The 22123-nt window shown below is 28.8% G+C and carries 32 protein-coding genes; all 32 read right to left on the bottom strand.

Annotated elements, in window-relative coordinates:
* A partial coding sequence (locus D3Z33_RS15820; protein ID WP_160198748.1) for a hypothetical protein occupies positions 1-499 on the bottom strand: 499 nt, incomplete at its 3' end.
* The gene (locus tag D3Z33_RS15815) at positions 499-3444 is read right to left on the bottom strand and encodes a phage tail tape measure protein (RefSeq protein WP_160198747.1); all 2946 of its coding nucleotides are present in this window, start codon (positions 3442-3444) and stop codon (positions 499-501) included. The genes D3Z33_RS15815 and D3Z33_RS15820, both read right to left, overlap by 1 nt.
* A gap of 44 nt (positions 3445-3488) precedes the next feature.
* Positions 3489-3632, bottom strand: coding sequence for a hypothetical protein (locus D3Z33_RS16565; protein WP_201750562.1), 144 nt, complete (start codon positions 3630-3632; stop codon positions 3489-3491).
* A gap of 62 nt (positions 3633-3694) precedes the next feature.
* Complete coding sequence (locus D3Z33_RS15810) at positions 3695-4480, bottom strand: hypothetical protein (RefSeq protein ID WP_160198746.1); 786 nt, start codon at positions 4478-4480, stop codon at positions 3695-3697.
* A gap of 43 nt (positions 4481-4523) precedes the next feature.
* Positions 4524-4736: a hypothetical protein gene (locus tag D3Z33_RS15805; RefSeq protein ID WP_160198745.1), complete on the bottom strand. Its 213-nt coding sequence runs from the start codon at positions 4734-4736 to the stop codon at positions 4524-4526.
* Complete coding sequence (locus D3Z33_RS15800) at positions 4720-5130, bottom strand: hypothetical protein (protein WP_160198744.1); 411 nt, start codon at positions 5128-5130, stop codon at positions 4720-4722. Before D3Z33_RS15800 ends, D3Z33_RS15805 begins: the two co-directional genes overlap by 17 nt.
* 34 nt (positions 5131-5164) lie before the next feature.
* Positions 5165-5731, bottom strand: coding sequence for a hypothetical protein (locus D3Z33_RS15795; RefSeq protein ID WP_160198743.1), 567 nt, complete (start codon positions 5729-5731; stop codon positions 5165-5167).
* Between the two features lie 2 nt (positions 5732-5733).
* Positions 5734-6081, bottom strand: a complete 348-nt coding sequence (locus tag D3Z33_RS15790; RefSeq protein WP_160198742.1) for a hypothetical protein — start codon at positions 6079-6081, stop codon at positions 5734-5736.
* A complete protein-coding gene (locus D3Z33_RS15785) occupies positions 6081-6413 on the bottom strand; it encodes a hypothetical protein (RefSeq protein WP_160198741.1) in 333 nt (110 codons plus the stop codon). Before D3Z33_RS15785 ends, D3Z33_RS15790 begins: the two co-directional genes overlap by 1 nt.
* Complete coding sequence (locus D3Z33_RS15780) at positions 6410-6760, bottom strand: hypothetical protein (RefSeq protein WP_160198740.1); 351 nt, start codon at positions 6758-6760, stop codon at positions 6410-6412. The genes D3Z33_RS15785 and D3Z33_RS15780 overlap by 4 nt, the downstream gene beginning before the upstream one ends.
* Positions 6750-7013: a hypothetical protein gene (locus tag D3Z33_RS15775; protein ID WP_160198739.1), complete on the bottom strand. Its 264-nt coding sequence runs from the start codon at positions 7011-7013 to the stop codon at positions 6750-6752. Before D3Z33_RS15775 ends, D3Z33_RS15780 begins: the two co-directional genes overlap by 11 nt.
* Before the next feature lie 49 nt (positions 7014-7062).
* Entirely contained in the window at positions 7063-8100 is a 1038-nt protein-coding gene (locus D3Z33_RS15770; protein ID WP_160198738.1) for a major capsid protein, read from the bottom strand.
* 35 nt (positions 8101-8135) lie between these two features.
* Complete coding sequence (locus D3Z33_RS15765; protein ID WP_160198737.1) at positions 8136-8507, bottom strand: hypothetical protein; 372 nt, start codon at positions 8505-8507, stop codon at positions 8136-8138.
* 17 nt (positions 8508-8524) lie between these two features.
* Positions 8525-9124, bottom strand: coding sequence for a phage scaffolding protein (locus D3Z33_RS15760; RefSeq protein ID WP_160198736.1), 600 nt, complete (start codon positions 9122-9124; stop codon positions 8525-8527).
* Complete coding sequence (locus D3Z33_RS17020; RefSeq protein ID WP_279279100.1) at positions 9099-9233, bottom strand: hypothetical protein; 135 nt, start codon at positions 9231-9233, stop codon at positions 9099-9101. The genes D3Z33_RS15760 and D3Z33_RS17020 overlap by 26 nt, the downstream gene beginning before the upstream one ends.
* A complete protein-coding gene (locus D3Z33_RS15755; RefSeq protein WP_160198735.1) occupies positions 9234-9548 on the bottom strand; it encodes a transglycosylase in 315 nt (104 codons plus the stop codon).
* A 14-nt stretch (positions 9549-9562) separates the two neighbouring features.
* Positions 9563-10507: a hypothetical protein gene (locus D3Z33_RS15750; RefSeq protein ID WP_160198734.1), complete on the bottom strand. Its 945-nt coding sequence runs from the start codon at positions 10505-10507 to the stop codon at positions 9563-9565.
* A 10-nt stretch (positions 10508-10517) separates the two neighbouring features.
* Entirely contained in the window at positions 10518-11978 is a 1461-nt protein-coding gene (locus D3Z33_RS15745) for a phage portal protein (protein ID WP_160198733.1), read from the bottom strand.
* Positions 11978-13267 carry a PBSX family phage terminase large subunit gene (locus D3Z33_RS15740; RefSeq protein ID WP_160198732.1) on the bottom strand — a complete coding sequence of 430 codons (1290 nt, stop codon included), beginning with the start codon at positions 13265-13267 and terminating at the stop codon, positions 11978-11980. Before D3Z33_RS15740 ends, D3Z33_RS15745 begins: the two co-directional genes overlap by 1 nt.
* Complete coding sequence (locus tag D3Z33_RS15735) at positions 13267-13695, bottom strand: terminase small subunit (protein ID WP_160198731.1); 429 nt, start codon at positions 13693-13695, stop codon at positions 13267-13269. Before D3Z33_RS15735 ends, D3Z33_RS15740 begins: the two co-directional genes overlap by 1 nt.
* A gap of 432 nt (positions 13696-14127) precedes the next feature.
* Positions 14128-15501 carry a hypothetical protein gene (locus tag D3Z33_RS15730; protein ID WP_160198730.1) on the bottom strand — a complete coding sequence of 458 codons (1374 nt, stop codon included), beginning with the start codon at positions 15499-15501 and terminating at the stop codon, positions 14128-14130.
* Between the two features lie 537 nt (positions 15502-16038).
* Entirely contained in the window at positions 16039-16794 is a 756-nt protein-coding gene (locus tag D3Z33_RS15725) for a DNA adenine methylase (RefSeq protein WP_160198729.1), read from the bottom strand.
* A gap of 167 nt (positions 16795-16961) precedes the next feature.
* Complete coding sequence (locus D3Z33_RS15720; RefSeq protein ID WP_160198728.1) at positions 16962-17393, bottom strand: hypothetical protein; 432 nt, start codon at positions 17391-17393, stop codon at positions 16962-16964.
* A 5-nt stretch (positions 17394-17398) separates the two neighbouring features.
* A complete protein-coding gene (locus D3Z33_RS15715) occupies positions 17399-17728 on the bottom strand; it encodes a hypothetical protein (protein ID WP_160198727.1) in 330 nt (109 codons plus the stop codon).
* Positions 17729-17764: 36 nt separating this feature from the next.
* On the bottom strand, positions 17765-17905 hold the full coding sequence (locus D3Z33_RS15710; protein ID WP_160198726.1) for a Com family DNA-binding transcriptional regulator: 141 nt from the start codon (positions 17903-17905) through the stop codon (positions 17765-17767).
* 326 nt (positions 17906-18231) lie between these two features.
* Positions 18232-18864, bottom strand: coding sequence for a putative metallopeptidase (locus D3Z33_RS15705; protein WP_160198725.1), 633 nt, complete (start codon positions 18862-18864; stop codon positions 18232-18234).
* On the bottom strand, positions 18842-19372 hold the full coding sequence (locus D3Z33_RS15700; protein WP_160198724.1) for a Holliday junction resolvase RecU: 531 nt from the start codon (positions 19370-19372) through the stop codon (positions 18842-18844). The genes D3Z33_RS15705 and D3Z33_RS15700 overlap by 23 nt, the downstream gene beginning before the upstream one ends.
* Before the next feature lie 100 nt (positions 19373-19472).
* Positions 19473-19652: a hypothetical protein gene (locus tag D3Z33_RS15695; protein ID WP_160198723.1), complete on the bottom strand. Its 180-nt coding sequence runs from the start codon at positions 19650-19652 to the stop codon at positions 19473-19475.
* Between the two features lie 96 nt (positions 19653-19748).
* Positions 19749-19922, bottom strand: coding sequence for a hypothetical protein (locus D3Z33_RS15690; RefSeq protein WP_160198722.1), 174 nt, complete (start codon positions 19920-19922; stop codon positions 19749-19751).
* 1 nt (position 19923) lies between these two features.
* Positions 19924-20178: a hypothetical protein gene (locus D3Z33_RS15685; protein WP_160198721.1), complete on the bottom strand. Its 255-nt coding sequence runs from the start codon at positions 20176-20178 to the stop codon at positions 19924-19926.
* Between the two features lie 5 nt (positions 20179-20183).
* Entirely contained in the window at positions 20184-21113 is a 930-nt protein-coding gene (locus tag D3Z33_RS15680) for a Lin1244/Lin1753 domain-containing protein (RefSeq protein ID WP_160198720.1), read from the bottom strand.
* Positions 21114-21167: 54 nt separating this feature from the next.
* The gene (locus tag D3Z33_RS15675) at positions 21168-21959 is read right to left on the bottom strand and encodes a hypothetical protein (protein WP_160198719.1); all 792 of its coding nucleotides are present in this window, start codon (positions 21957-21959) and stop codon (positions 21168-21170) included.
* Between the last annotated feature and the right edge of the window lie 164 nt (positions 21960-22123).

Genomic DNA, 22123 nt, shown 5'->3' with positions numbered 1-22123 from the left:
CAAATCCAGTTATATTTACCGAAGCTACATCTATACTAGGAGTAATTTCTACTATAGCTGGAGTAGTATCATTACCTACTACAAATATAGTTAGATCATTACTTTTATTAAAGTTTATTATTTTTTCTTGTTCATACTTATAGTAAACTTCAAAATCTAAATTTAATAGTGAAGTTTCTTTATCATCCATTAAGTCTTTTCCGATATACTTAGGACTACTAGATTTCAATATGCCATCTAAAAAGAAATCAATATCTTTAAATTTAATACTGGATTTTTGAGATTCTTTTATAATATTACTTATATTTTTTTCTAGAATATTAATATCTTCTCCCTTTACAATCAATTCAACATTCAAAGGAAGTGATAACTTTTGTTGATCTTTTATTAAAAATTTTTTTCTATTCCATTCAGTTTCTGAATTTATTTCTTTTGTGCCTATTTGTTTAGAATATAATTCAGCATCAAATTGGACTATATCTATATTATTTATATACACTACCACTCCCTCCTTTTTGTTTCTAATACCATATTATTTGATACATGAGGTGAAGTAGCTTCAGCTATTTCTCTACCATCAGAAATAAGTTTAATAATTATTGGTTTATTGTTAGTACTTGTTTCAATAGCTTCTAACATTACATTAGATAACTTGTTATAATCAATACTTTCATTTCTTTCTATAGTAATAGTGTTATTGCCTATATTTTGTTTAGGAAGTATAACTTTCAAAGTGTCAGCTAATATATTAGATAATTTTTCTATTGGTAATACTGCTTCTGGACCAGCTTCACCTACACCTTGATTCCCAAATATATATGGTTTAGTGAATATAGCACCTTCTGCATTCCATTTTATATTTGGTACTCTAGGAGGATTCAAACTAAAACTTCCTGATATAGATGGTTTAGGTAATTTAGGTAGCTTTGGTACTTTTATATCAGGTAGTTTTAAATCAAAATCAAAAAGTTTCTTTATTTTTTCTATTCCAGAACTAATAAAATCTTTAGCTTTTCCAATGTTTGTATCGGCATTAGTTTTTACATTTTCCATAACTGTTTTCCAACGGTTTTTTATTTCTTCACCTTTATCAGAGAATTTTTTTGCTATAGCTTTTACATCAGCAACTGTATCTCTCCACATTTCCTTAGACTTAGATTTAGTATTACTTACCATAACATCCCATTTAGATTTAACTTCACCTTTAGTCCAATCTACTTCATTCACATGCTCTTTAGCCTGGGCCTTAGCTTCTTTTACTACATTTTTATGCATACCTTCGGCTTCATCCACTGCTCTCTTTTTAGTAAATTCTGCTTCATCTATTAATTTTTTAGCTTGTTCTTCTGAAATTATTCCTGTTTCATCTCTCATTTTAATGATATTAGCTACTGTTTCATCATACTGTTTTTCTGCATTTTCTACAGCTTTATCTCTTTGCTTCTTGCTATTCTTAACAATTTCCGCTGCTTGCCTTGCAGTTATATTGCTAGATTGATTTTTCATCTTTTCTAGGATTACTTTACTCTCAAGCTCTGTCTCTGAAAGGTTTTTTACTGCTGATTTTTTCATCTCATTATTTAAATTATCAATAACCTCTAACTCTTCAGTCGTTAGAGTTCTTTTTTCTTCTGATGCTCTTCGTTGAATTTCCATTATTCTATCTTTATGATTTTGAAGTTTTTCCTTTTCCTTTTGTTGACTCTCTTCCATACCTCGTAAGATTTCTTCTTCTTCCTGTAAACTTAGAGCTTTACTTTCAAACATATATTCTTCTGTCTTCTTTAACTGTGCTGCATGTTTCTTATCCATTTTTTCTAAAATAATTTGTTCTAAATTATCGTATTGCTCATCTTGCTTGTCAACCATCTCCTGTGTCATTACATTTTGTTTCCATGTAAAATCCTTTAGTTGAGTTGTTGCTTTTTCATTTAAATCTATATATCCTTGAACTGCTTTTTGTGTAGCTTCTGATACTTTGTCACCATATAAGTCTGTAGCAGGTATTGCTTCTTCTTGAAAATGCTTATATGTCTTATACCCTGCATAACCTAAAGCTGCAACTGCTGCTGCTCCTGCTAATACTGGTGCACTTAAAGCACCTACACCAAGTCCTAAAGTTCCAAAAGCTCCTGTAGTTGTTCCTGCTGTTACTGCACTTGTAGCCATAGCCCCTTTTAATAATCCAAATACTTTAGCTCCACCTGATATTATAGATACTAATCTACCACCTGCCATAAGAACAGGTCCTATAGCTGCTGCAAATAAACCCAATTTAACTATATTCTCTTGAGTAGACTCATCTAGGTTAGAGAATTTTTCTGCCCATTCACTTAATTTTGCTACAGCTTTTTCTGCCATAGGTATGAAAATTTGTGACAATTGTATACCTATTTCTTGAAGTTGAGATATTAACTTTTTAATTCTACCTTTTAAATTATCTTCCATGACTTCAGACATTTCTTTAGCAGCACCAGTTGAGTTATTAATAGAAGTTTGAAGTTTAGCAAAATCGCTGTTACTTGCGTTCATTATTGCTAAAAATCCCGACATAGCTTCTTTACCTGCTATTTGTGCAGCAGCTGAAGCTTTTTGTTCAGGAGTTAAGTTTTGAAATTTCTTTCTCATATCTTCCATTAAAACATTAAGAGGTTTTATTTCTCCATTTGAATCTGTAATTGATATTCCTAATCTTTTCATAGCTGCTGCAGAGTCATCCGTTGGACTAATCAATCTTGTTAGCATACTTCTTAAAGCTGTACCAGATTGACTTCCTTTTATGCCTGCATTTGCCATCAATCCTATAGCTAAAGCAGTATCCTCTACTGTATAACCCATAGATCCAGCTAAAGGAGCTACATACTTAAATGTTTCGCCCATAATGCCTACATTTGTATTAGAATTACTGCTTGCAGCTGCTAAAACATCAGCAAATCTTGCAGATTCTTCAGCTTGCATACCAAAAGCTGTCATAGAATCAGTTACTATATCAGATACTGTAGCTAAATCCTCACCTGAAGCTGATGCTAATTGCATAACTCCATCTAGTCCCCCAACTATTTGAGTAGTATCCCAACCAGCCATTGCCATATATTTCATTGCTTGTGCTGATTCTTTAGCAGAAAACTTTGTAGTTTTACCCATTTCTCTTGCTTTATCACTCATTTGTTTTAGTTGAGAACCAGTAGCTCCAGATATAGCTTGAACTTCACTCATAGAACTCTCAAAGTCTGCTCCTACTTTTAAAGAAGCTGCTGCAAGTCCAAGAACAGGTAAAGTAACTTTAGTTGTCATTTGTTTACCTACATTACCTGCAATTTTACCAGCTTTTCCAAGTCTACTAGTAAAGCCTTTCATATCTTTATCAGCTTTGCTTAGTCCTGCTTGATATTTTTTTGTATCTAGTATTAATTCACTGTATACACTACCAGCATTTATAGCCATATTCTCACCTACCCATTTATAAAACAGATGGCTCAATGGCTCTATTAATCTATTTTAATTTCTATTTCTTTTTTGCATCCTCTACACTTTATATAAACTTTTTTACTTATTGCATTTTCATCATCATAAACTGCTAATTTCTTGTCACAATGAGGACATTTATACCATTTCTTTTTATTTTCTATCATCATCACCTACTTTTTTGCATCAAAAAAGACACCCTTTTGGATGCCTTTAATTTGTAAGTTTTTTATTCACCTGCTATATCCATAATATAAAACCCATTATTTTTATACTCATATGCATATTTTACACTTCTATCATTATATTCATCTTTCAAAAAAATAGCTATCTCTGCTAAATTCTTTATACCTTTATTGGCTAATGTTGCAGCTAAATCATCAGAGTACATTCTCATTACTTTATTTCCAGTATTTCTTGTATTCTTAACATTAAAATCCAAATTTACTAATGCTATATAATCTCTATCTTCTTCTGTGCCTAAATTTTCATTAATAGTTATAGAATCAATAGTTACATTAGTATAGTCACCTTCATCTATTCTATCTTTTATAGCAGTTTTAATATTAAATTTATCACTTTCTATTTCTCTCTGTTTCTTTTCGGCTTCATTTTCTTCTTCATTAGCAGCTTCTTGCTTTTTCTGATCTTCTTCTCTTTCCTTTTCCTCTTCAGGATTTACTTCTTCTACATTAGTATCAGTTTGAATATTAACTGTACCTTCATCTTTCCCTTGTATATCATCTGTAGAAGTGTTTGTTTCTACTTCATTATCATTATCTTCATTATCATTATTTGAAGTTTCAACTTCTTTTTCTTCTTCAACTGATTCTTTATCTGCTTCAGTATCTATATCTGAACTGTTCATAAAAAGACTAAGAGTAAATAAAACAATACTAATACCCATTAGCATTAAGGGTTTCTTTTTAGATTCTTTCTGAATAGAATAAACAAGTAAGAAAAGTAAAGAAGCAACAAAACCAGATATTCCAACAATAAATAAAAGTATATCCATATATAATACCCCCTATGTAATTTGTAGGAATATTATACCATAGTTAGCAATGTTTTTGCATAAACTTAATAAGATTATGATTTGTTTTACTTTCTTTCTTATCATTTCCCCATTTAATCCTATTCCATTTTAGTATTCCCTTGTCATCTGTAGCTTCATTTAATAAGAAAAAAGCTACTTCATCAAAGCAATATGCAGTGTACTCATCTTCTATATTTATAATCTCACTAGGCCGTTTCTTATAATGCTTCCCCATCTCTATTATCTGTGCCATCTTCTGTGTCTTCACGAAAGTTTTCCAACTGCTTACCCTCGCCAATCGCCCATTCATAAATAGTTAACATTTGGTCATCTGTTATATAACTCTTTAAATCATCATATGTAGGCTCTACCATTACAGCCCTACAATACAATTCATAAATTTGTCCTAATTCTTTTAAATTAGTATCTTTCTGTTTGCCTGTATTAAGTCCTGCTATTTTAGCAGCTATACCCATTAAATGATTAGGTATTTTACCCTGTGTGGCCATACTCATTAAACTTGGTCTTTTGACTCTTATATTAACAGTTTCTTCATTTTTAAAATCAGGTATTTCTAATATAGTTGTAGACATATCTTTTAATTCTTTTATATTTAATATTTCACTCATTATTTATTCCTCCTTAATATTAAAAGCTACCTACTTATGCAGGTAGCTCATCTAGAAAATCAATACTTACTGGGCTTTCACCCTTCTTTGGTCTACTCTTTGCATTTAATTCTGGTGCAAAGAACTCCCCATCTTGTAGTGAGTAGTTTACTGGTGTACCTTTACAATGTTTATATCCAAACTTAACATAACTCAAAGTTCCACCATCAACGTCTTTTTCTTCTGTATAAATATAAGTTGTAAATAACCTTCTTGATACAGGAGAACCAACAGCTGGTCCATCATATCCTAATAATTTAGTTGTTTCTACTTCATCAAATCTTAAAGTTCCACCATCTATAAGTGCTAATACCTCAGCTACCATAGTAGCATTTACAAGCTTTAAATCATATCCCATTACAATATCTTCTGTATTGTTTTGAGCTTTAATTGTGTTTTTTACTCTTAAAGGTTTTTCTTCCCCTTCAGATACATAAGCTGTTACTTCTGCTTCACTTGCTACATCTGTTAATCTATATGTTTTAGGAGTTGTTTCTTCTGTTACCATTTCAACCCTAACTATATTGGCCAAAGGAAACTCATTTATAACTTCATTTGCCATGTTTATCCCTCCAATTTCTTCATTAATTGATACTCTATACTTGAAGTATAGGCTTTTTTACTATCATCAGGTATAACAGGGGTTTCATTTCCTGTTTTCCTGATAAAATTTAATTCTTTCATTGCTGCCTTTATTTCTTTTGCATAAGGGTCCATAGATATGTAACTATCATTTGGTACAAGTAATATAATATCTATAGTTTTATATCCTGTTTTATTAGAATTAAAATAAGGTACTTGTGAGTTTTCTTTAACTACACAGTACCTTTCTATACATTCTCCTATGTGTTTTCCAGGAGGATAAGGATTCAATCCTTTTTCTTTTAATTTATGATATATTCTTTTCCACATTATTTCACCAACTTTTGATATCCCTTTAATACTTTAGGTGCATTATTTTGAAGTGTAGGAGATAATATTGCATATCTTTTCTCCATTGCTAACTCTAGATAGGGAAAGTAATCCATATTACCTGATAATATTATTTTAGCTTGACTTCCTTGCCAACCAAAATTACCTCTAATACTACTTCTAGCATTATTAGTCCTATCAGTCCATGGAGCATCTATCTTAGCTTTACCTTCCATTCTTTTAGCTTCTGTATCAGCATATAATCCTATAGCAGCTCTAGTTTTAATCAATGCTTTTAAAGGATTAAAATTATTTCTAACCCTTATACTCATGCAATCACTTCCAGTTCTGCTTGTTTACAAATACCCATATAAGATTTAATAAAAGATACTTTATATGTTTTATTATCAACCTTAAAAGTATCTCCTTCTATAATATCTGTATCATTTAAAGCTAATAACTTAGTAACTATTACCCCAGTATAACTTATACCTTCATCTGTTGCTATTTGTCTACTTCCTTTTTTATCATATAGGGTAACAGTAGCATTAATTTTTTTAGTTGTTGATGTAGTCCCTTTATATCCATCAGGAGTATTTACTTTTCTTTTAATAATAATCTCTACAGGATTAATATTAATAAGCTTTTCAATATACTTTTTATAATACTTAGTATTCATCAGCTCTAGTCACCACCCCTGTTAAATTAGTCCTATATTTACTAGCAAGCATGAGAAAATGATTTTTAGGTGAAGGTATAGTTATATCTCCTAGTTTAATCTCTTGTATTCCAGATTTCATAATACACAATTCTCTTGCAAGTGATTTCATATTGCTTGATTTATTTAATCTTTCTAATAAATAAGTATCTTCAAAATAAGGATAATTATATTCATCTATTAATTCTTTTAATTTTTCAAGTTCTAAACTCATATTAAAAATCTCCTTTAAATAAAATAAGAAGAGGTATTAGCCCTTCTTATTAATTTACATTTGCTATAAATACTTTATCTATTTGTTCAAAAGAAGGTAATACAACCATTGATACTTTAGTGTCAACATTTACTGGATCTGTCTTTTTAGTAGTTGTAATAGCAACTCCAGTATTTACAATAGATACTTGTGCATCAGTTGCCCCACTCATTAAATCAGCTTCTTCTGGTGTAGTACCAAATACTGTTTTTCCTAGAGCACCTGCAGGTAGTAAACTAAATACTCCATCTGGAACATATTGTTTAGTTTCTCCACTTTCATCTACAAACACTTCATCATTTAATAATATTGTTAAACCAAACTTAGATTTAACCCATTGACCTATCATAGATGGAGTTACAACTCCAGCTCCATTTTGATTTGCTAATATTTCTTTTGATATTTCGGTATTTTCCATCATATTTAAGATAGTAGAACTATTAGTTAACGCTCTTGTAATAGTTACCCCTTTTTTCTTAGCATCCATAATCCACTTCATTATATCTTTTCCTATTTTTGCTGTGGGATCTGTCCAAACTTTTTCAGGAGTCAATTTATTTTCAACTGGCATACCATAATCATATTCCATATCTACATTGTTAGCAGTTATAGCTATTTTACCTTGAGTTAATAGTTGCATTCTGAGTCTTTCTTCTTGAGAAGTAGCTCCATCTATTAAGGTCTTTTTATCATCAAATATTCTTTTTGTAACCATGTTTATATATGGTTGATTTTTAGTTTGTAACATAGTTAATAAATCTTGTCTGTCTTTTTCTAAAACAACCATAGATTCTTTGAAGAAAGGCATATCAGTTTTAAGAGTAGTTAATCCAATTCTGTCTCTTAAATTAGACTGTACATCAAAAGCAGAAGGTTTTAGCACTACTGGAACTCCACCTTTACCTTTAATAAAACTTAACTCTAATCCTAATTGTTTATCCCTTGGAAATAAAGCAGCTCCAAGAGGTTGTACTTTCCCCTCAATTGATTCTTCATAAAAACCTTTTATATTATCAGCTGTTACTATATCAAATATTGTATTTTTCATTTATATTATCTCCCTTCATATTTCCTTATATATTTTTACTTCATAAATGTAATTTTTGGTAAATTCACTTCTGCAACTGGTGCCTTTGGTATCTTATCTATATTGATATATCCATATATAACCATAGAACCCTCTCTTGGTCCGTAAGTTACATCAACATCATATAACAATACTCCTTCTGCATCAGGAGCCTTTGTAGTAGTATTCTTTTCTTCTACAACTTCACCAGTATTCAATAGTACAGACTTAGTTTTACCACCTATAATTGTGCCTGCCTTCAATATTTTTTTACCATCTACTGCAGTTACTCCTACATCAGTTACATTTACCGTTGTTGACACAAAGTCATTAAATTTCAATATTTCTTTTTTGTTTGAATATTGTTCTATCCTTACTCTATTAGCCATTTTTTATATTCTCCTCTCTATATCTCATAAGAACTAGTATCTAAATTTGTTTTTTCTACACTTTTACCTAATGTGCTACCATAATTTGTTTTATCAATTGGAACTTTTTTCTTTTCTCCATTTCCTGTACTTCCACCAGTGCCTATTGGCTCTGTTTCCTTTAACAAGAAAGGTTTGTTTTCAGATATGTTTTTATACTGGTCATCTAATCCAGTAATAGAACCATCATCTTGAAGAATCAATTTTTCTTTATCAAATAATCCTGCAACTAAATCTTCATCATGAACTTTACCAGCTATTTTAAGTTTTATAGCATTAGTAAGATTTAAATCTTTCATTTCAGATTCATATTTTTCTTTAGCAGTTTTATTTTCTTCTTGTAATTTTTCTATTTGTTCCTTTAGTCCTTCTGCATCTACCTTTTTTAACTCTTCTAATTGCTTGTCTCTATCTGATATATCTTTCTCTAATTGTTTCTTATTATCAGATAAAGCATTATAAGTATCTTTAGGTACTGCATGCTTAGGAAATTCCTTATTAACTTCTTTTATTAATTCTTCTTGATTTAATGTTCCATCTGTTGTATGCTTCTCAATTAACTTTTTTAACCATTCCATTTTTCATTCCTCCTATATTATCCATAGCTTTTTTATAGAGTTTGCTACCTCTTTGGATTCTTTGTTCTTTATGCTCTACAAATACTAAAAAAGAGCAAAATAAAAACACCTACTTAGCAGGTGATTCAATCCTCTTTTCTAACTTATCCATATCTTTTCCAATTTCTTTTTTAAGCTTTTTTATTTGTTTATATGTTTTTAATGCTTTTTGTGGTTGTAAATCTCTTTCAGATAAATATTTATTATTTAATTCTTTCATTTTATCTTGCTTCTTTCTAATTAAATGATCTGAATAATAAACAATATATTCTTTTTTACAATGTGGGCATTTAAAATAATGTTTTATAATATTATCTTCTAATTGTTTTTCTTTAGATTCTACTTGAAACTGCTTTTTACAATCATTACAATATGCTACTCTCATATTATTACACCTCCTTATATTTCTTTAAAAGCAAAGTATAAACCATATTGCTGGTACCATTCATTTAATACAGAATTATCTTCTCCATCTAACCAATTTCTTAATTCTCCTGCTACTTCTTCACTATCTTTTAGAATATAAGGTATCATTGTACAAAGTCCGTTTGGGTGATCCAAAGGTACATTATCTTTAGGAAATACTTCACCATGACGCTCTCTACATACTTCACACGTTCTTCCATGCTGCAATGCACTATGCCACTGTATTCCTTCTACAAATGGATTCATATTACAACTTTGTATCGTACTATTTTGATAACTATGATTTATACTAGTTCTAGCTAATCTTTGAGCATTGTAATCTATTACAGTACCTACTAATTGAGGATATACCTTAGACCATGCCCAAGGCCTTCTAGCAGGTTCTTTAATAAATGTTTCTAAATCTCTAGCAAGTTCTAATGATGATTTTCCTTCTAATATACCTTTATTTATCATATATTGAATATTATCTTCAAACTTATTATTAGCTCTCCATATTCTATCTGATAGAGTCTTATTATCTTTATATAATTTACCTGAGACTATATCATTAATTATTTTCTTTTTAGTGGATGAAAATAACCCTTCATAATTTACATTAGAATTTACTCCTGTTAAATCAAATATTCTTTTTAGTATCTCTTCATTTGTTTTTATTCCATATCCAGCAGCTTTAGTTATGCTTTTTGTTGTACTCTTGCTTATATTCTTTAAAATAGTAATCTTTTCTGATATTAAATCTTTAGTAAATTCATTAAGCAACTTTTTAGTTATAGAATCTTCTTTTTCATCTGCTACTTTCTTTGCCATATTCTCTATAGCTTCTGTATATATCTTAAGTATTTCTTTTTGTTGTTCTAGAGTAACTTTAGATACCTTTTTACGAATAGATCTAGTTATTTTCTCATACTCATTCATAAGCTATCACCTATTCTTCTAATGTTTCATCATCTAAAGGATATTCAATGTCATTAATTAAACTTCTTGTAAAACTATCTTGAAGTAATTGCTGTTCTAATTGTATTTGCTTTATCTCGGCATCTATATCAGGATATTCTCCCCATTTTTTCATATAACTCTTTCTACTTCTCACATTAGAATTAACTTCTTGCATATCTATTTCTTTTTTACTATCTTCATCTTCCTGTATAGGGTAATTCTTTTGTATTTCTAATGTAGTTTCATATTTTGCAATATCTCTAGCTTTATATAGGTTATAAGTATCAATCATATTAAATATATAATTAACCATTTGCTCTAATGCAGGACCCCATTCTGTCCAATCTTCTTCACATGCAGCTATGAGTCCCCAGTATAAAGCTTTCATAGATTTACCTGATGTCATAAGTCCTTTAAGTTGTTCTAAACTTACATTAGGCACATCTAATGATTCATACATATCATTTTTAATTCTATCTACTGTATCTCTAAATTTGCTATCATAACTAAATCCTGATTCAAGTCTTTCCATCTTAGCTTGCCTACCTTCATTTTTATGTGCTATATCTGTCTGAAGGTCTACCATAGCACCAGGAGCTACTTTTATATTTTTAATACTATCTTCACTTGCATCAGTAACTACATCTTGGCCAAACATTTGAAATCTTAAAGCATCTACATCATCACTAGTCATTTTGTTATATGTTTTTTGATTGCTCCATAACTCTGCTACATCTGATGTTCCTTCTGTTTCTCCTGTAAGTCCACCATTTTGAACTATGATTACTGGAATAAAATCAAGTCCTGTATTATAGTCTTGATACTCTATTGATATAATTTCACCCCTACCATCATGAGTAGATTCGTTTAATATACAATTGCCATTAACTAGTTCCCATACTTGCTTTTTAATCCTTTGGTCTTCAGTATTAACTTCGTTATTTAAAGCATATAAAAAGACCACCTTCTCAAGTTGGTCTACATCATCTAAATTATATTGTGGGAAAAACTCTTGTGCTGGAGAAAATATTATTTTAAGTCCTTTTTCTTTATGTCCCCATAGTTTTATAGCTATCTTACCACCAATGCTGCAGTCTTTTTTAGCTTTTAAAAGCTTACTATGGAATTTGTTTTCTTTAAGTATTTTATATAATAAATCTTCTTTTTCTTGTGCTTGATCTTCATACTTAGTTGACTTTTCTTCATCTTCATCTATTTGTCTTATGTCAAAATAAGGTTCTTTACCAAACATAAATCTTGCTTTTGTATCTATAAGCTTCTTTATAATATTAGTTATTTTCTTGGTAGGCTCATAATCCAAATCTTCAGGAGTATTCCATTCTTGTTTTCCTGAATAAATACTATAATATTCATTTATTTTATTTACTCTAGCAAGATAATCTCCATAGACACCTTCTATCTCTGTTTTTAATATTTGATTATAATCCATTACCTTGCCCCCTTTCCTGAATAATTCTTTCTATCTTTAATATTTGATACTTCATATCCATCTAATCCATACCATATAGCACTAAGGGAATGACTATCTATATTAAATTCATCTTCTATAATATTTCCTTGTTTGTCTACTGCATAAGTTAAGTTTTTTAATTCTCTTATAGTATTAGGACAGTTATCAGAACATATTATCTTTTTAAATCTTTTTATCTTCTTAGTATTTTGTAGCCTACTTCCTGGACCTTTTTTAGCACCTATCATTTTAAATCCTTCTTGATTATAATAGGTTATTGTTTTAGGCTCTGCTGAATCTGCTATAATAAGTTCTTTGTTTTCTCTAAATTCTTTTATATCTTCTGCTGTTTTATCATCAGTCATTTTATTTTTGTAATACTCCCAATAGATATATAAATATTTCTTTTTATCATCTATGGCCATTCTTATTACTGCATTATAAGATTCTACAAAACCAAAGTCCATTCCATTCCTATAATACCTTTTAGGTATATCACCTATATTATTTATTACTAAATCGTGCTGCATAACTTCAAACTGTGGCAACACTCTAGTACCATTAATACCAAATCTTCCACGCCTTGCTACTCTATACAAGTCAGGATCATATGTTTTTAATTCATCAAGCTGCTCTATATAACTTTTAGGCAAAAATAAATTATCATCTGCTGTAGAATGATGATAATATGTATTGTTTAATTTTATTATTCTTTTTTTATATAATTCTTTATCATCTAAAATGAAAATCTCTTTAAGTTCATCTTTAAAGAAGTGAGTGTAACTCCAATTATCTTCTCCTACTGGATTTGTTGATAATATAAAATGTATTGGCAGACTTGGGTGTCTTGCTCTACCTAATAACTCTTTATATCCTTCATATTTAAGCTCTGAACATTCTTCTATCCATACTATAGTTACATTATTAATAGATTTTAATTTAGCTGGTTTATCCATCCCTTTAAATATTATCTGACTACCATTAGGAAAGTCTATTCTTAATGGACTTACTCTTGTTTTTATAACATGAGCTAAATCTAAATCTTCTATTATTTCTTCAAGAAGTGAAAATGTAGAATCTCTTATTGTTTCAAATACTTCTCTTACTACTAGTGCTTTTCTTTTTTCTTGCAGCAACTTAAGTATAAGTTTCAATCCTATATGGTAACTCTTTGATGATCCATATCCTCCTACTAAAAAATATGTTTTATACTCCCAATTAAATATGAAATCTTCAAAGTGAGGATTAACTTCTTTGTCTATCTGCATTAATCTTCACCTTTTCTTTTTATGTTTATTGTAATGGAATCATCAACTTCAACTTTATCTTTCCATATACCATATCTTTTTCCTATTAATTCTGCTGCTTTTATTCTATCTTTAGCACTAACTTCTATATCTGATATGGCTTGTTCTCCTTCTCCTATCCATTTAAGGGTTTCTTCTTTTTCTTCCCCTCTCATAATAGAAGTGAGATATTTTAATACTTCTTCTGCTTTAGCTATTTGTTTATCTTCTATTTCTTTTAGCTTTTTATCAATATATGTTTTTACACCAACATTATCCAACAATTTATAACCTTGTGCAATTGCATAATTTTTGCTATAACCAGCTTCTATTGCTGCTTGTGTTGCATTTCCCAACTTAATATATAAATCAGCAAATTTCTTCTGTTTTGCACTTAATTTCTTTGCCATACCACCACCTCGATTGCTACCTGTTCTTTTATTTTGTATATAAAAAAGAGCCTCTTTAGGGCTTAATTTTTATATATTAAAATTTTATGTCATATTTTTCTTTTAGCTCTATACATTTTTTCATGAATTTTAAATAATCTTCAATACTAATTTTTCCTAGTATTTCAATAATATATTGGTCTCTTCCCAGTCATTTATTTTCTTAATATATCCTGGCTCTCTTATGAACAATATCATAAATTATATATTATCTGTTATCTGTATTTGTGTAACTGGCTAACTCTTTAAAATTAGAGCATCCCACACATTTTATTTTATTCACTTTATCATATGTTTATCACTCCGATTAATATACTTATATATAACAAAAACACATCCATTTATTTAATAATTTAATTAAAGTTTATTATATCATTAATTATCTATAACTACTTAATCAGTTTTATTGTTCATGTTAAATGCCTTCTGTAGAAGCTCTAATAATATTGTATTTCGACTTTTCTCTTCATGATCTTCTTTATTATCATTGCTAAAAATCACATCATACCTACCAAAGAATCTATAAGCTAGTTCTTCCATAATCTTATCTTTTCGTTCACGTTCTAATATTGATAAATAAGGATTAATTGCTGCTAACTCTAGTTGCATTTGTCTGTTATACCTCTCATTTTCTAAATGTTTAGTAGCTTGTCTTGAACAGTATGCAGTTAAAGTACCAATAGCAGATACAACTATAATTCTAGATGAAAATAATGCCCAACTAACTTCATTTGTGGATATACTTAAATTTTTAAAAGAATTTACAAAATTAATACTAAAACCTATCAAGCCTATTATGGATAATACCGTCGCCACTTGCCAAATTACCCTAGACTTTTTCTCTTTATTAGCAAACTCATTATATCCTCCTGCCATACTTTTAATTCCAAGAGAATTTAAAATTTTCTCTATATTATTTTTATGTTCATTAAATTCCTTAAAATATTCTTCTACTCTAATACTTGTTTCTTCTTCAAATTCTTCTTTTGTATCCTGGAATTCATTAATCAATTTACTAAATTCATTATGATTATTTTCTTCAATATTATTACTTAAATTTTCAAAGCCTTCTTTCATATTATGCTCTAAACCTTTAAAATCTTCTCTGAATTTATCCCTTAAATTACTAAAACTTTCTATTCGATTTTCTTGTGCTTTACCAAATTGAGCATTAAATTCATTTATTTGATTTTGTGCCTGAGTTATTACTGAGTTAATTCTATCTCTTTCTTCCTTTATTAATTTTGATATTTGTTCTAGTTTAGATTCTTGTTCATTAATTTTCTGTTCTGAGTTATTATATTCATTTTTTAATTTATCAACATATTCATTATAATCTTTATACATATTATTCATTAAATCAGATGTAAATTCTCTAAAATTGCTTATATCTGTTGTTATATTATCAATATCATCTGAAGCTTTCACGTTTTTCAATAACGACATAATATGTAAAATACCATTAGTATAAGATCTTATATTATTTATATAAGATTCATTTAAATTTCCCATATATGCATTAAGTTGATTTCTAGAATTAACTATATTTGAATTTATATTATCTAAAGTGCTTTTTGATACAAAAAAAGGATCTACAGCTTCTAGATTCCTCACCAACCTTTCTTGTACTAATTTCAGTCTAGTTATATGTTCTAATTGTTGTTCAGGTACTTCTTTATTTTTTTCAATTTTTTTAATTACTTGACTTAGATCATTTAAGGAATTATGTATTGGATGTTTTTTAAATTCTTGAATAATTATAGACATATTATTTATCACTACTTTCTGTTTAAATTTCTCCGTTATACTTAATATTTCTACAGAAAATGTGATATTCCTTTAATTCATTATCGCAATATTCGACATTTTTCTCGTTTTTTTACCATTTCTTATACTTATATTTACCACACTTTATACATTTATATTTGGTAATACCTTTACCTTTTATCATATTTCTTCCTATTAATATCCAATTGTGTAAACAGATTCTCATTTCGATCCTCCTTAATTGAGTTTTTACTATTATATTGCATTCTGCGACTAGATATTCATATTCAAATTTTACATAATAATAGTTTTTATTAATTATACTTAGGAAGTATTTAAGATTTTTTATCATACTATTTTATTTTTGACTTTTATTGTTTTATGCACCTAGGCCAAAGACAATAATAATCCTTATCATTCAATTTCTTCTTCCATATACAATTTTTACATTTGCTCTTATTAAATTTCTTATTCGTTATTTTCATATTCTCACCTTTTTGGCATAATAAAAAGAACACATCTTACAGACATGTCCTTTTAGTAGTTAGTTATTATTAATTCTTTATATTTCTGTTTATCTTTTTTAGTTTTTGATACTGAATAATTAACTTCTACTTCTTTAATATTAAAATCTTTATACCATTCTCTTGTTTCTTTATGATCATTAATTGTTAGTAAAAATTTTCCTTTTAAATTTATTAATTTATCTCTAAGTAATAAGTGATCTTCTTTAGTAAATTTATCTTTATATCCTGTTGTTTCAAAATATGGTGGATCTATAAATAAAAATGTATACTCTCTATCATACTTATCTATGACTTTTTCAAAGCTTAGATTTTCTACATAAGTATTTCTAAGTCTTTCTCTTAGTTCTTCAAGTATGCCTTTATAGAATATTTGTTGAGATGGTTTTTTTGTAGTTCCATATCCATAATGATCTCCTTTTCCTCCAAAGCTCTGCTTTATCAAATATAGAAATCTTATTGCTCTATGTATCTCAGTTAAATATTCAACGTTATAATTCTTATATTCTTCAAAAATATCACGTCCTGAAAATTCATATTCTAACATTCTTTCTATCTCTGGAGAATGATACTTTATCATTTTAAATAAATTTATCAGTTCTTTATCTATATCATTTATTACTTCAACTTTAGATTTTTCTTTACCAAAGTATACCCAACCAGCACCAAAAAATAGTTCTACATAACATTTATGCTCTGGTATCATTTCTATTATTGTTTTTCTTAATCTTGATTTTCCTCCCATTCTACATATAGGTGGTTTTAACATATTTAACATCCCCTCTTATTATATTGGGTTATGCACACCGCCCATCACACAAAAGGAGTAACAAAAAACGCACCTCGTGATAGATGCGTTAGTAGATGAAAGCCTTATAATCGGTCTTTCTCTTAATAACATAATATTATATGTATTGCCGACATGTCACCGACAACTTATATACATTTCTTATTTCTAGAGCTTATTCTTTCAATTTGTCTTTTACTATAATTTAATTTATCTGCTATCTGCTGCAAAGTCATTCCTTTTATATCTCTATAATAAACTACTTTATAATCTATACCTTCAAATTCATTTACTTTATCTTCAATAGATTTTATTTTACTTTTTATATTTTTTATATTATCTTCATGTATAGAAATATGATTTTCTATTCTATGTAACAAAGAAAGAGTCTCGTCAAAATCTAGTTGGCCACCTCCACCACTTACTCTTGGTTGTGAATAATCTACTGCTCCTATTTCTTTAGGACCTCCAAATTTCCCTAACTTTTCTATAGCTTTCTTTTCTTCTTCATATGCCTGTAATCTAATTTCCCATATTTCTAACATTTTATATAGATCATTGATTGAATTAATTATCTCCATATACCTCACTCCCCTTTTCTTATAGCATTTATCTGTCCTTCCACTATTCCTATTTCTAACTTAATGGCTCTTTGTTTCTCATATGCTACATCATAACTAGATGCAGCATTATCTCTATAAAATCTTAACTGTGCTATTTCTTTCTTCCCTTTTACTACGTCATTAATTATTGTTACTGGCATCTTGTTTTCTCTTTCTATTCTTATTTCTTTTGAAAGAGCTATTTTATAGTTATATTCTGTTTTTGCTTTCTCATAGCCTTTTATTTCTATTTCCTTTAAGTTTTCATTTAATTTCTTCCTTAAGTTCTTTAATTCTATTATTAACTCCTGCAATATCTCCCCTCCTAAATAAAAGAAACCCAGGGAAAACTATCCCTGAGCTTCTAGAGCTTCTTTATTATATATTCTCACTGATTTACACCTTGGGCACTTCATTTCTATTTCAAATGCTGTTGCCTTTGGTACTCTTCCTAATAATTTACTGCATACTTTACATCTTATTTCTTGCATTTCTTCCCTCCCAACCTATATCTTACTAATATATTAAATGTATGGTATAATAAATATGTCGAAACACTTATGTGTCCATAGGGGATAGCAGCCTTATGCTGATGATGACATGCTACATTATAGGAACAATCATGTTAGGAGTGATACTTATGTCAAATAAGATAAATTTAAATCATAATCACACTTTAAGTATTTTAAACAGTCTAACTGTTCATTTCAACTCTATCAGCATATTAGCTACTGCCCCTCATATACATACTTAATAAGGAGTGCTTATTTGCACTTCTTATTATTTTCTATAATCAATTATGATAAAATCTGTTATGTTATTTAACTGCTCTAATATCTCTAAATAAATTCATTTGTTTAGCTCTTTTTTCTAAGCTATTCCAATCTATATAATCATCTATTAAATTTGGTATTTGTGCTTTTGTTGTAGCCCAATCCTTCCCAAGTGTAGCAATCATATTATCCCAATCTTCAACATCATGTTCTTTTATATCGCCATATTCATCTATGTGTCTGAGCTCATGATATATAAGTGCTATAAGTTGTTCTTTTTGCATCATTTCAGTGTAATAACTTCTAGTTTCTAAAATATACTCATATCCTAACATGCTTTCTAATTGTTTGTTTGCTTTTTTAATTCTTGCCATCCAATGCTTTTTAGGTTTTATTGAATCAGGTTTTTGCCAATATATGTCTTCAATAAATAATATTTTATTTGGTCTAACATGTTTCAGCTCTTTAAATTTTTCTACTAATTTTATAGATATGGATTTATAAATATAATTTTTTATCCAATGCTTTTCTCCAAACTTACTGTTATTTAATTTTCTAATATTTCTTATTTTTCCTGAGTCAGTAAGATTAGTATAGCTTATATTATATCCTCCTGAAAATTCTATCTCTTCTATCTTTTCGCCAGTATTTGTATCAACCACAATTAGATTTTTCATTTCCTTCAACTCCTTCTAAATAATCTAGTAATATTCCATCTTTAGATGCTAATTCTTTACAATTAAGTTTAAAATGTTCATAAGGAATACTTGCATATCCTCTCCTACCCTTGTTCCTTTTCCATCTGTCCCAATAGAATATTAAATCTTTATAATCTAATTTATATACCTTATTGTAACTTGCAAAAGATACCAATATAAAAGTTTGTCCACCATTTCTATGCCAACTTTCCATGAATTTCAACTGATGTTCATGAATATTTTTAAGAGGAAATCTATTCTCTTTAGTTTCTTTGGCATCAAAAGCTATTGGTCTACCTCTATAGGTTCCTATAAAGTCTAAAGTGCTTTTTTGTTCAAAATAACCATTTGTTATTCTATGTCCTTGTCTTCTAAGTACTTTAACTGGTGTTGCTATTTTTTGTATAAGTGCTATACCTTTTCTTTTATACATCACATTAGATATATTAATTATTTCTTCAAATGTGTCTCCTCTATGAATGCCCATTGCTTAACCTCTCCTTAGAATACTATTTATAATGTATCTCTTTATTAAAGTTCCATCTAGTAAATACTTCATATGCTTTATCATATTTACACTCTCCCTCCTATATAGGTTTTGCTGTGTAATCACCACAAATTAAATCAACTTTATTTATATTTGTCCTATAATTTTTCGTTTGAAAACTATAAAGATTTGAATATTCCTCTACAACTGTTCCTACTATCCTATTCTTATAGCCTTTCTTGCCTTGTCTAATTACTTCATACCTTTTACCCACCTTCATGATTTTGTCCTCCATATACTTTTAGCTTTTTCTATTGCTTCTTTAGCACTAATATTATTGCTGAAATATATCTTTACTGCTGTATCAACTATTTCTTTATATTCTTTTGTCATGACTGTCACCTAGTTTATCTATCGCATAATCTAAAGCTAAAATGTCAAATTTCCAATCTAAATCTTCTTTTGCAAACTCTTCTAAATGCGATCTTAAACTCTTTAATTGTTCTATGTTTCTATTTAAATGTTTATCTTCTCCAATCATTAATGGCATACTATATCACCCTCCATTTACTTTTTTTAATAGCCTGTACTAATTGATGGGTATCTAATTCCTTAACAACATCTATATTAAATTCTCTGTTAAGCTTTTTATTTTCATATGCAGCTTTAGAAAAATTAAATTTGAATCCATTATCTATAAGCAAATCATGTTTAAGTCCTAAATAACTTTTTAACTTCTGCTCTAATTCTGCTTTCTTTTGTTTATATAAAACTCTATCTGATATTTTTAATCCTGTTATATTCATTGATATCAACCTCCATTAATTTTTCTTTCAAATTTTCTTCTAACCTTATCTTCTAATTCGTCAGCAGAATACTTTTTAGTTCTTTGCTTAAAGTTATGAAAATTATTAGGTTTACTCTCTTTTTTCTGCTGCTGTGGTTTCTTTTTGCCTTCTAAATCCATTCCTCCATTTGCCTTCCAGTTCTTTAATATGCCTTCTACATATGCTTTTGTTCTTTTTCCATTTTTCTCTGCTATAAACATGGCATTACTAAGCCATTCATATCCAAAATCTTCTAAATTACTAACAATCCAATCTTTGGTATAGCTATTTGCTTGCCCTAGTATTTGCTGATACATAGTAGATAGTTTTTTAAATTCATTATCATCTAAATTTATATCTTCTTCATCTAAGAGATCATTATCAAAACCATCACAACAATCATCATTCTTTTTGTTGTTATATTCTTTACTTTTCTTTACTTTACTTTTCTTTTCTTTACTTTGTGTACTTCTGTTATCATTAATTGAGTTAATGTTAACATTAACTAAGTTACTGTAATCATTATCTAAATCTATTAATAAATATTCTGAAATAAGATTAATTTCTTTTCTTCTGCTTATTGCCTCTAAAAATCTTTTCTGTATTCCTTTTGAAGTTAAAATTTTATATTGCTTAAAAGTATATTCATTAAAAAAATCTACTTGGACTGCTTTATTTACAACCTCAATTACTGCGCCCTCGCTAGCCCCAACTTCGTCAGCAACTAGAAAAGTCATATCATTATCCCACACAACATAGTATCCTTTATCACGATAGATACTAGATAGCAGGCTGATTAGTATTGTTATAGATTGAATTCCACAAGCCCTCATAATCTTTCTAATTTTTATATCTTGTAAAAAGTCAACATCTAAAGGATAGTAATCTAAACCTGTCTTTATAGGTCTTGCCATCTTATCACCTACCTTTATGTTAAAGAGGGGACTTTATCCCCTCATACACTTTATTTAAAATGGTATTTCTTCATCATCTGCATCTTTCATTCCCATTTGATTTGCTAAATCTTCTGCTGGTTCTTCTTTATTATCATTACTTGGGTTAAATTCAGTATTTGAAATATTGAAAAGCATTCCTGCTGCTTTTTGTACTGCAGGATCTTTAGCTTTATCTGATAAATATTTCAAATATCCTTTATCTTCTTTTGATATCTGACCTAAAGTTTTACCCTTATGTTTACCAAAGTTTATCTTTAGATTTCTTGCATCACTTGAGTTCATAGTTTCTACTCTTTCATCATTTTCAAATTGAGCCATATCTTCTACATCTTGAGTAAATATATCTGATAATGAAGATACAGTTAATGTTGCATCTACTTGAGCTCTTTTCTTTGCCATCTTAAGGCATGTATTACCTAACATATATTTATCTTGCTTATCACTGTCATATTTCTTTTCTTTACTGTTACAATGTCCTAATCCTTGAGTTATTGTTTGTCCAGCTCTTGTAAGTACACATCTAACTGTATAAGCAAAGAAACCTTCCTCATAGTTTTGTATTTTTTCAATAATTTCATATTCACTTGAAAGTCCTAATAACATAAGAATTTTTTCTGCTCCTGGTTTAAGTAAACTAGGTTTAGTAGATCCATAAAAAGCTTGGCCAAAGTCATGACCTTCTACTAATGTACTTTGAACTATCTTTTGAAACTGTGATATTTTTGCCATTGAATCATTTATTTTAGTCATGTTCATATTTTCAACTATTGATAAAGCTGTTTCTTGATTTATGTTATTTTCCATTTATATTGCCTCCTTCATTCTTTTAACTGGTACGATATAATCAACAAAATTCTTTACTCTAGACTTAAATAAAATACTTTTAAAGTTTTTATCTAATTTATCTGTTATTTTCTCTAGCTCTTCTATTGTGTCTAAAGTATTTTCTACTGCTTCTTTTGAATATT

Origin of the sequence: Senegalia massiliensis (assembly GCF_009911265.1) — a bacterium.
Taxonomy (GTDB): domain Bacteria; phylum Bacillota; class Clostridia; order Tissierellales; family SIT17; genus Anaeromonas; species Anaeromonas massiliensis_A.
The sequence above is the reverse complement of the archived record's forward strand: the minus strand, read 5'-3'. Positions and strand labels throughout refer to the sequence as shown.

Coding starts and splice junctions, on each gene's coding strand:
- D3Z33_RS15735 (WP_160198731.1), bottom strand. CDS start 13,695: ATGGCAAAGAAATTAAGTGCAAAACAGAAGAAATTTGCTGATTTATAT.
- D3Z33_RS15705 (WP_160198725.1), bottom strand. CDS start 18,864: ATGAAAAATCTAATTGTGGTTGATACAAATACTGGCGAAAAGATAGAA.
- D3Z33_RS15790 (WP_160198742.1), bottom strand. CDS start 6,081: ATGTGGAAAAGAATATATCATAAATTAAAAGAAAAAGGATTGAATCCT.
- D3Z33_RS15760 (WP_160198736.1), bottom strand. CDS start 9,124: ATGGAATGGTTAAAAAAGTTAATTGAGAAGCATACAACAGATGGAACA.
- D3Z33_RS15730 (WP_160198730.1), bottom strand. CDS start 15,501: ATGTCTATAATTATTCAAGAATTTAAAAAACATCCAATACATAATTCC.
- D3Z33_RS15725 (WP_160198729.1), bottom strand. CDS start 16,794: ATGTTAAAACCACCTATATGTAGAATGGGAGGAAAATCAAGATTAAGA.
- D3Z33_RS15720 (WP_160198728.1), bottom strand. CDS start 17,393: ATGGAGATAATTAATTCAATCAATGATCTATATAAAATGTTAGAAATA.
- D3Z33_RS15690 (WP_160198722.1), bottom strand. CDS start 19,922: ATGCCATTAATGATTGGAGAAGATAAACATTTAAATAGAAACATAGAA.
- D3Z33_RS15700 (WP_160198724.1), bottom strand. CDS start 19,372: ATGGGCATTCATAGAGGAGACACATTTGAAGAAATAATTAATATATCT.
- D3Z33_RS15675 (WP_160198719.1), bottom strand. CDS start 21,959: ATGGAAAATAACATAAATCAAGAAACAGCTTTATCAATAGTTGAAAAT.
- D3Z33_RS15780 (WP_160198740.1), bottom strand. CDS start 6,760: ATGAATACTAAGTATTATAAAAAGTATATTGAAAAGCTTATTAATATT.
- D3Z33_RS15685 (WP_160198721.1), bottom strand. CDS start 20,178: ATGAATATAACAGGATTAAAAATATCAGATAGAGTTTTATATAAACAA.
- D3Z33_RS15680 (WP_160198720.1), bottom strand. CDS start 21,113: ATGGCAAGACCTATAAAGACAGGTTTAGATTACTATCCTTTAGATGTT.
- D3Z33_RS15770 (WP_160198738.1), bottom strand. CDS start 8,100: ATGAAAAATACAATATTTGATATAGTAACAGCTGATAATATAAAAGGT.
- D3Z33_RS15810 (WP_160198746.1), bottom strand. CDS start 4,480: ATGGATATACTTTTATTTATTGTTGGAATATCTGGTTTTGTTGCTTCT.
- D3Z33_RS15795 (WP_160198743.1), bottom strand. CDS start 5,731: ATGGCAAATGAAGTTATAAATGAGTTTCCTTTGGCCAATATAGTTAGG.
- D3Z33_RS15800 (WP_160198744.1), bottom strand. CDS start 5,130: ATGAGTGAAATATTAAATATAAAAGAATTAAAAGATATGTCTACAACT.
- D3Z33_RS15745 (WP_160198733.1), bottom strand. CDS start 11,978: ATGGATTATAATCAAATATTAAAAACAGAGATAGAAGGTGTCTATGGA.
- D3Z33_RS16565 (WP_201750562.1), bottom strand. CDS start 3,632: ATGATAGAAAATAAAAAGAAATGGTATAAATGTCCTCATTGTGACAAG.
- D3Z33_RS15710 (WP_160198726.1), bottom strand. CDS start 17,905: ATGCAAGAAATAAGATGTAAAGTATGCAGTAAATTATTAGGAAGAGTA.
- D3Z33_RS15755 (WP_160198735.1), bottom strand. CDS start 9,548: ATGAGAGTAGCATATTGTAATGATTGTAAAAAGCAGTTTCAAGTAGAA.
- D3Z33_RS15765 (WP_160198737.1), bottom strand. CDS start 8,507: ATGGCTAATAGAGTAAGGATAGAACAATATTCAAACAAAAAAGAAATA.
- D3Z33_RS15750 (WP_160198734.1), bottom strand. CDS start 10,507: ATGAATGAGTATGAGAAAATAACTAGATCTATTCGTAAAAAGGTATCT.
- D3Z33_RS15785 (WP_160198741.1), bottom strand. CDS start 6,413: ATGAGTATAAGGGTTAGAAATAATTTTAATCCTTTAAAAGCATTGATT.
- D3Z33_RS15815 (WP_160198747.1), bottom strand. CDS start 3,444: ATGGCTATAAATGCTGGTAGTGTATACAGTGAATTAATACTAGATACA.
- D3Z33_RS15805 (WP_160198745.1), bottom strand. CDS start 4,736: ATGGGGAAGCATTATAAGAAACGGCCTAGTGAGATTATAAATATAGAA.
- D3Z33_RS15775 (WP_160198739.1), bottom strand. CDS start 7,013: ATGAGTTTAGAACTTGAAAAATTAAAAGAATTAATAGATGAATATAAT.
- D3Z33_RS15740 (WP_160198732.1), bottom strand. CDS start 13,267: ATGCAGATAGACAAAGAAGTTAATCCTCACTTTGAAGATTTCATATTT.
- D3Z33_RS15695 (WP_160198723.1), bottom strand. CDS start 19,652: ATGAAGGTGGGTAAAAGGTATGAAGTAATTAGACAAGGCAAGAAAGGC.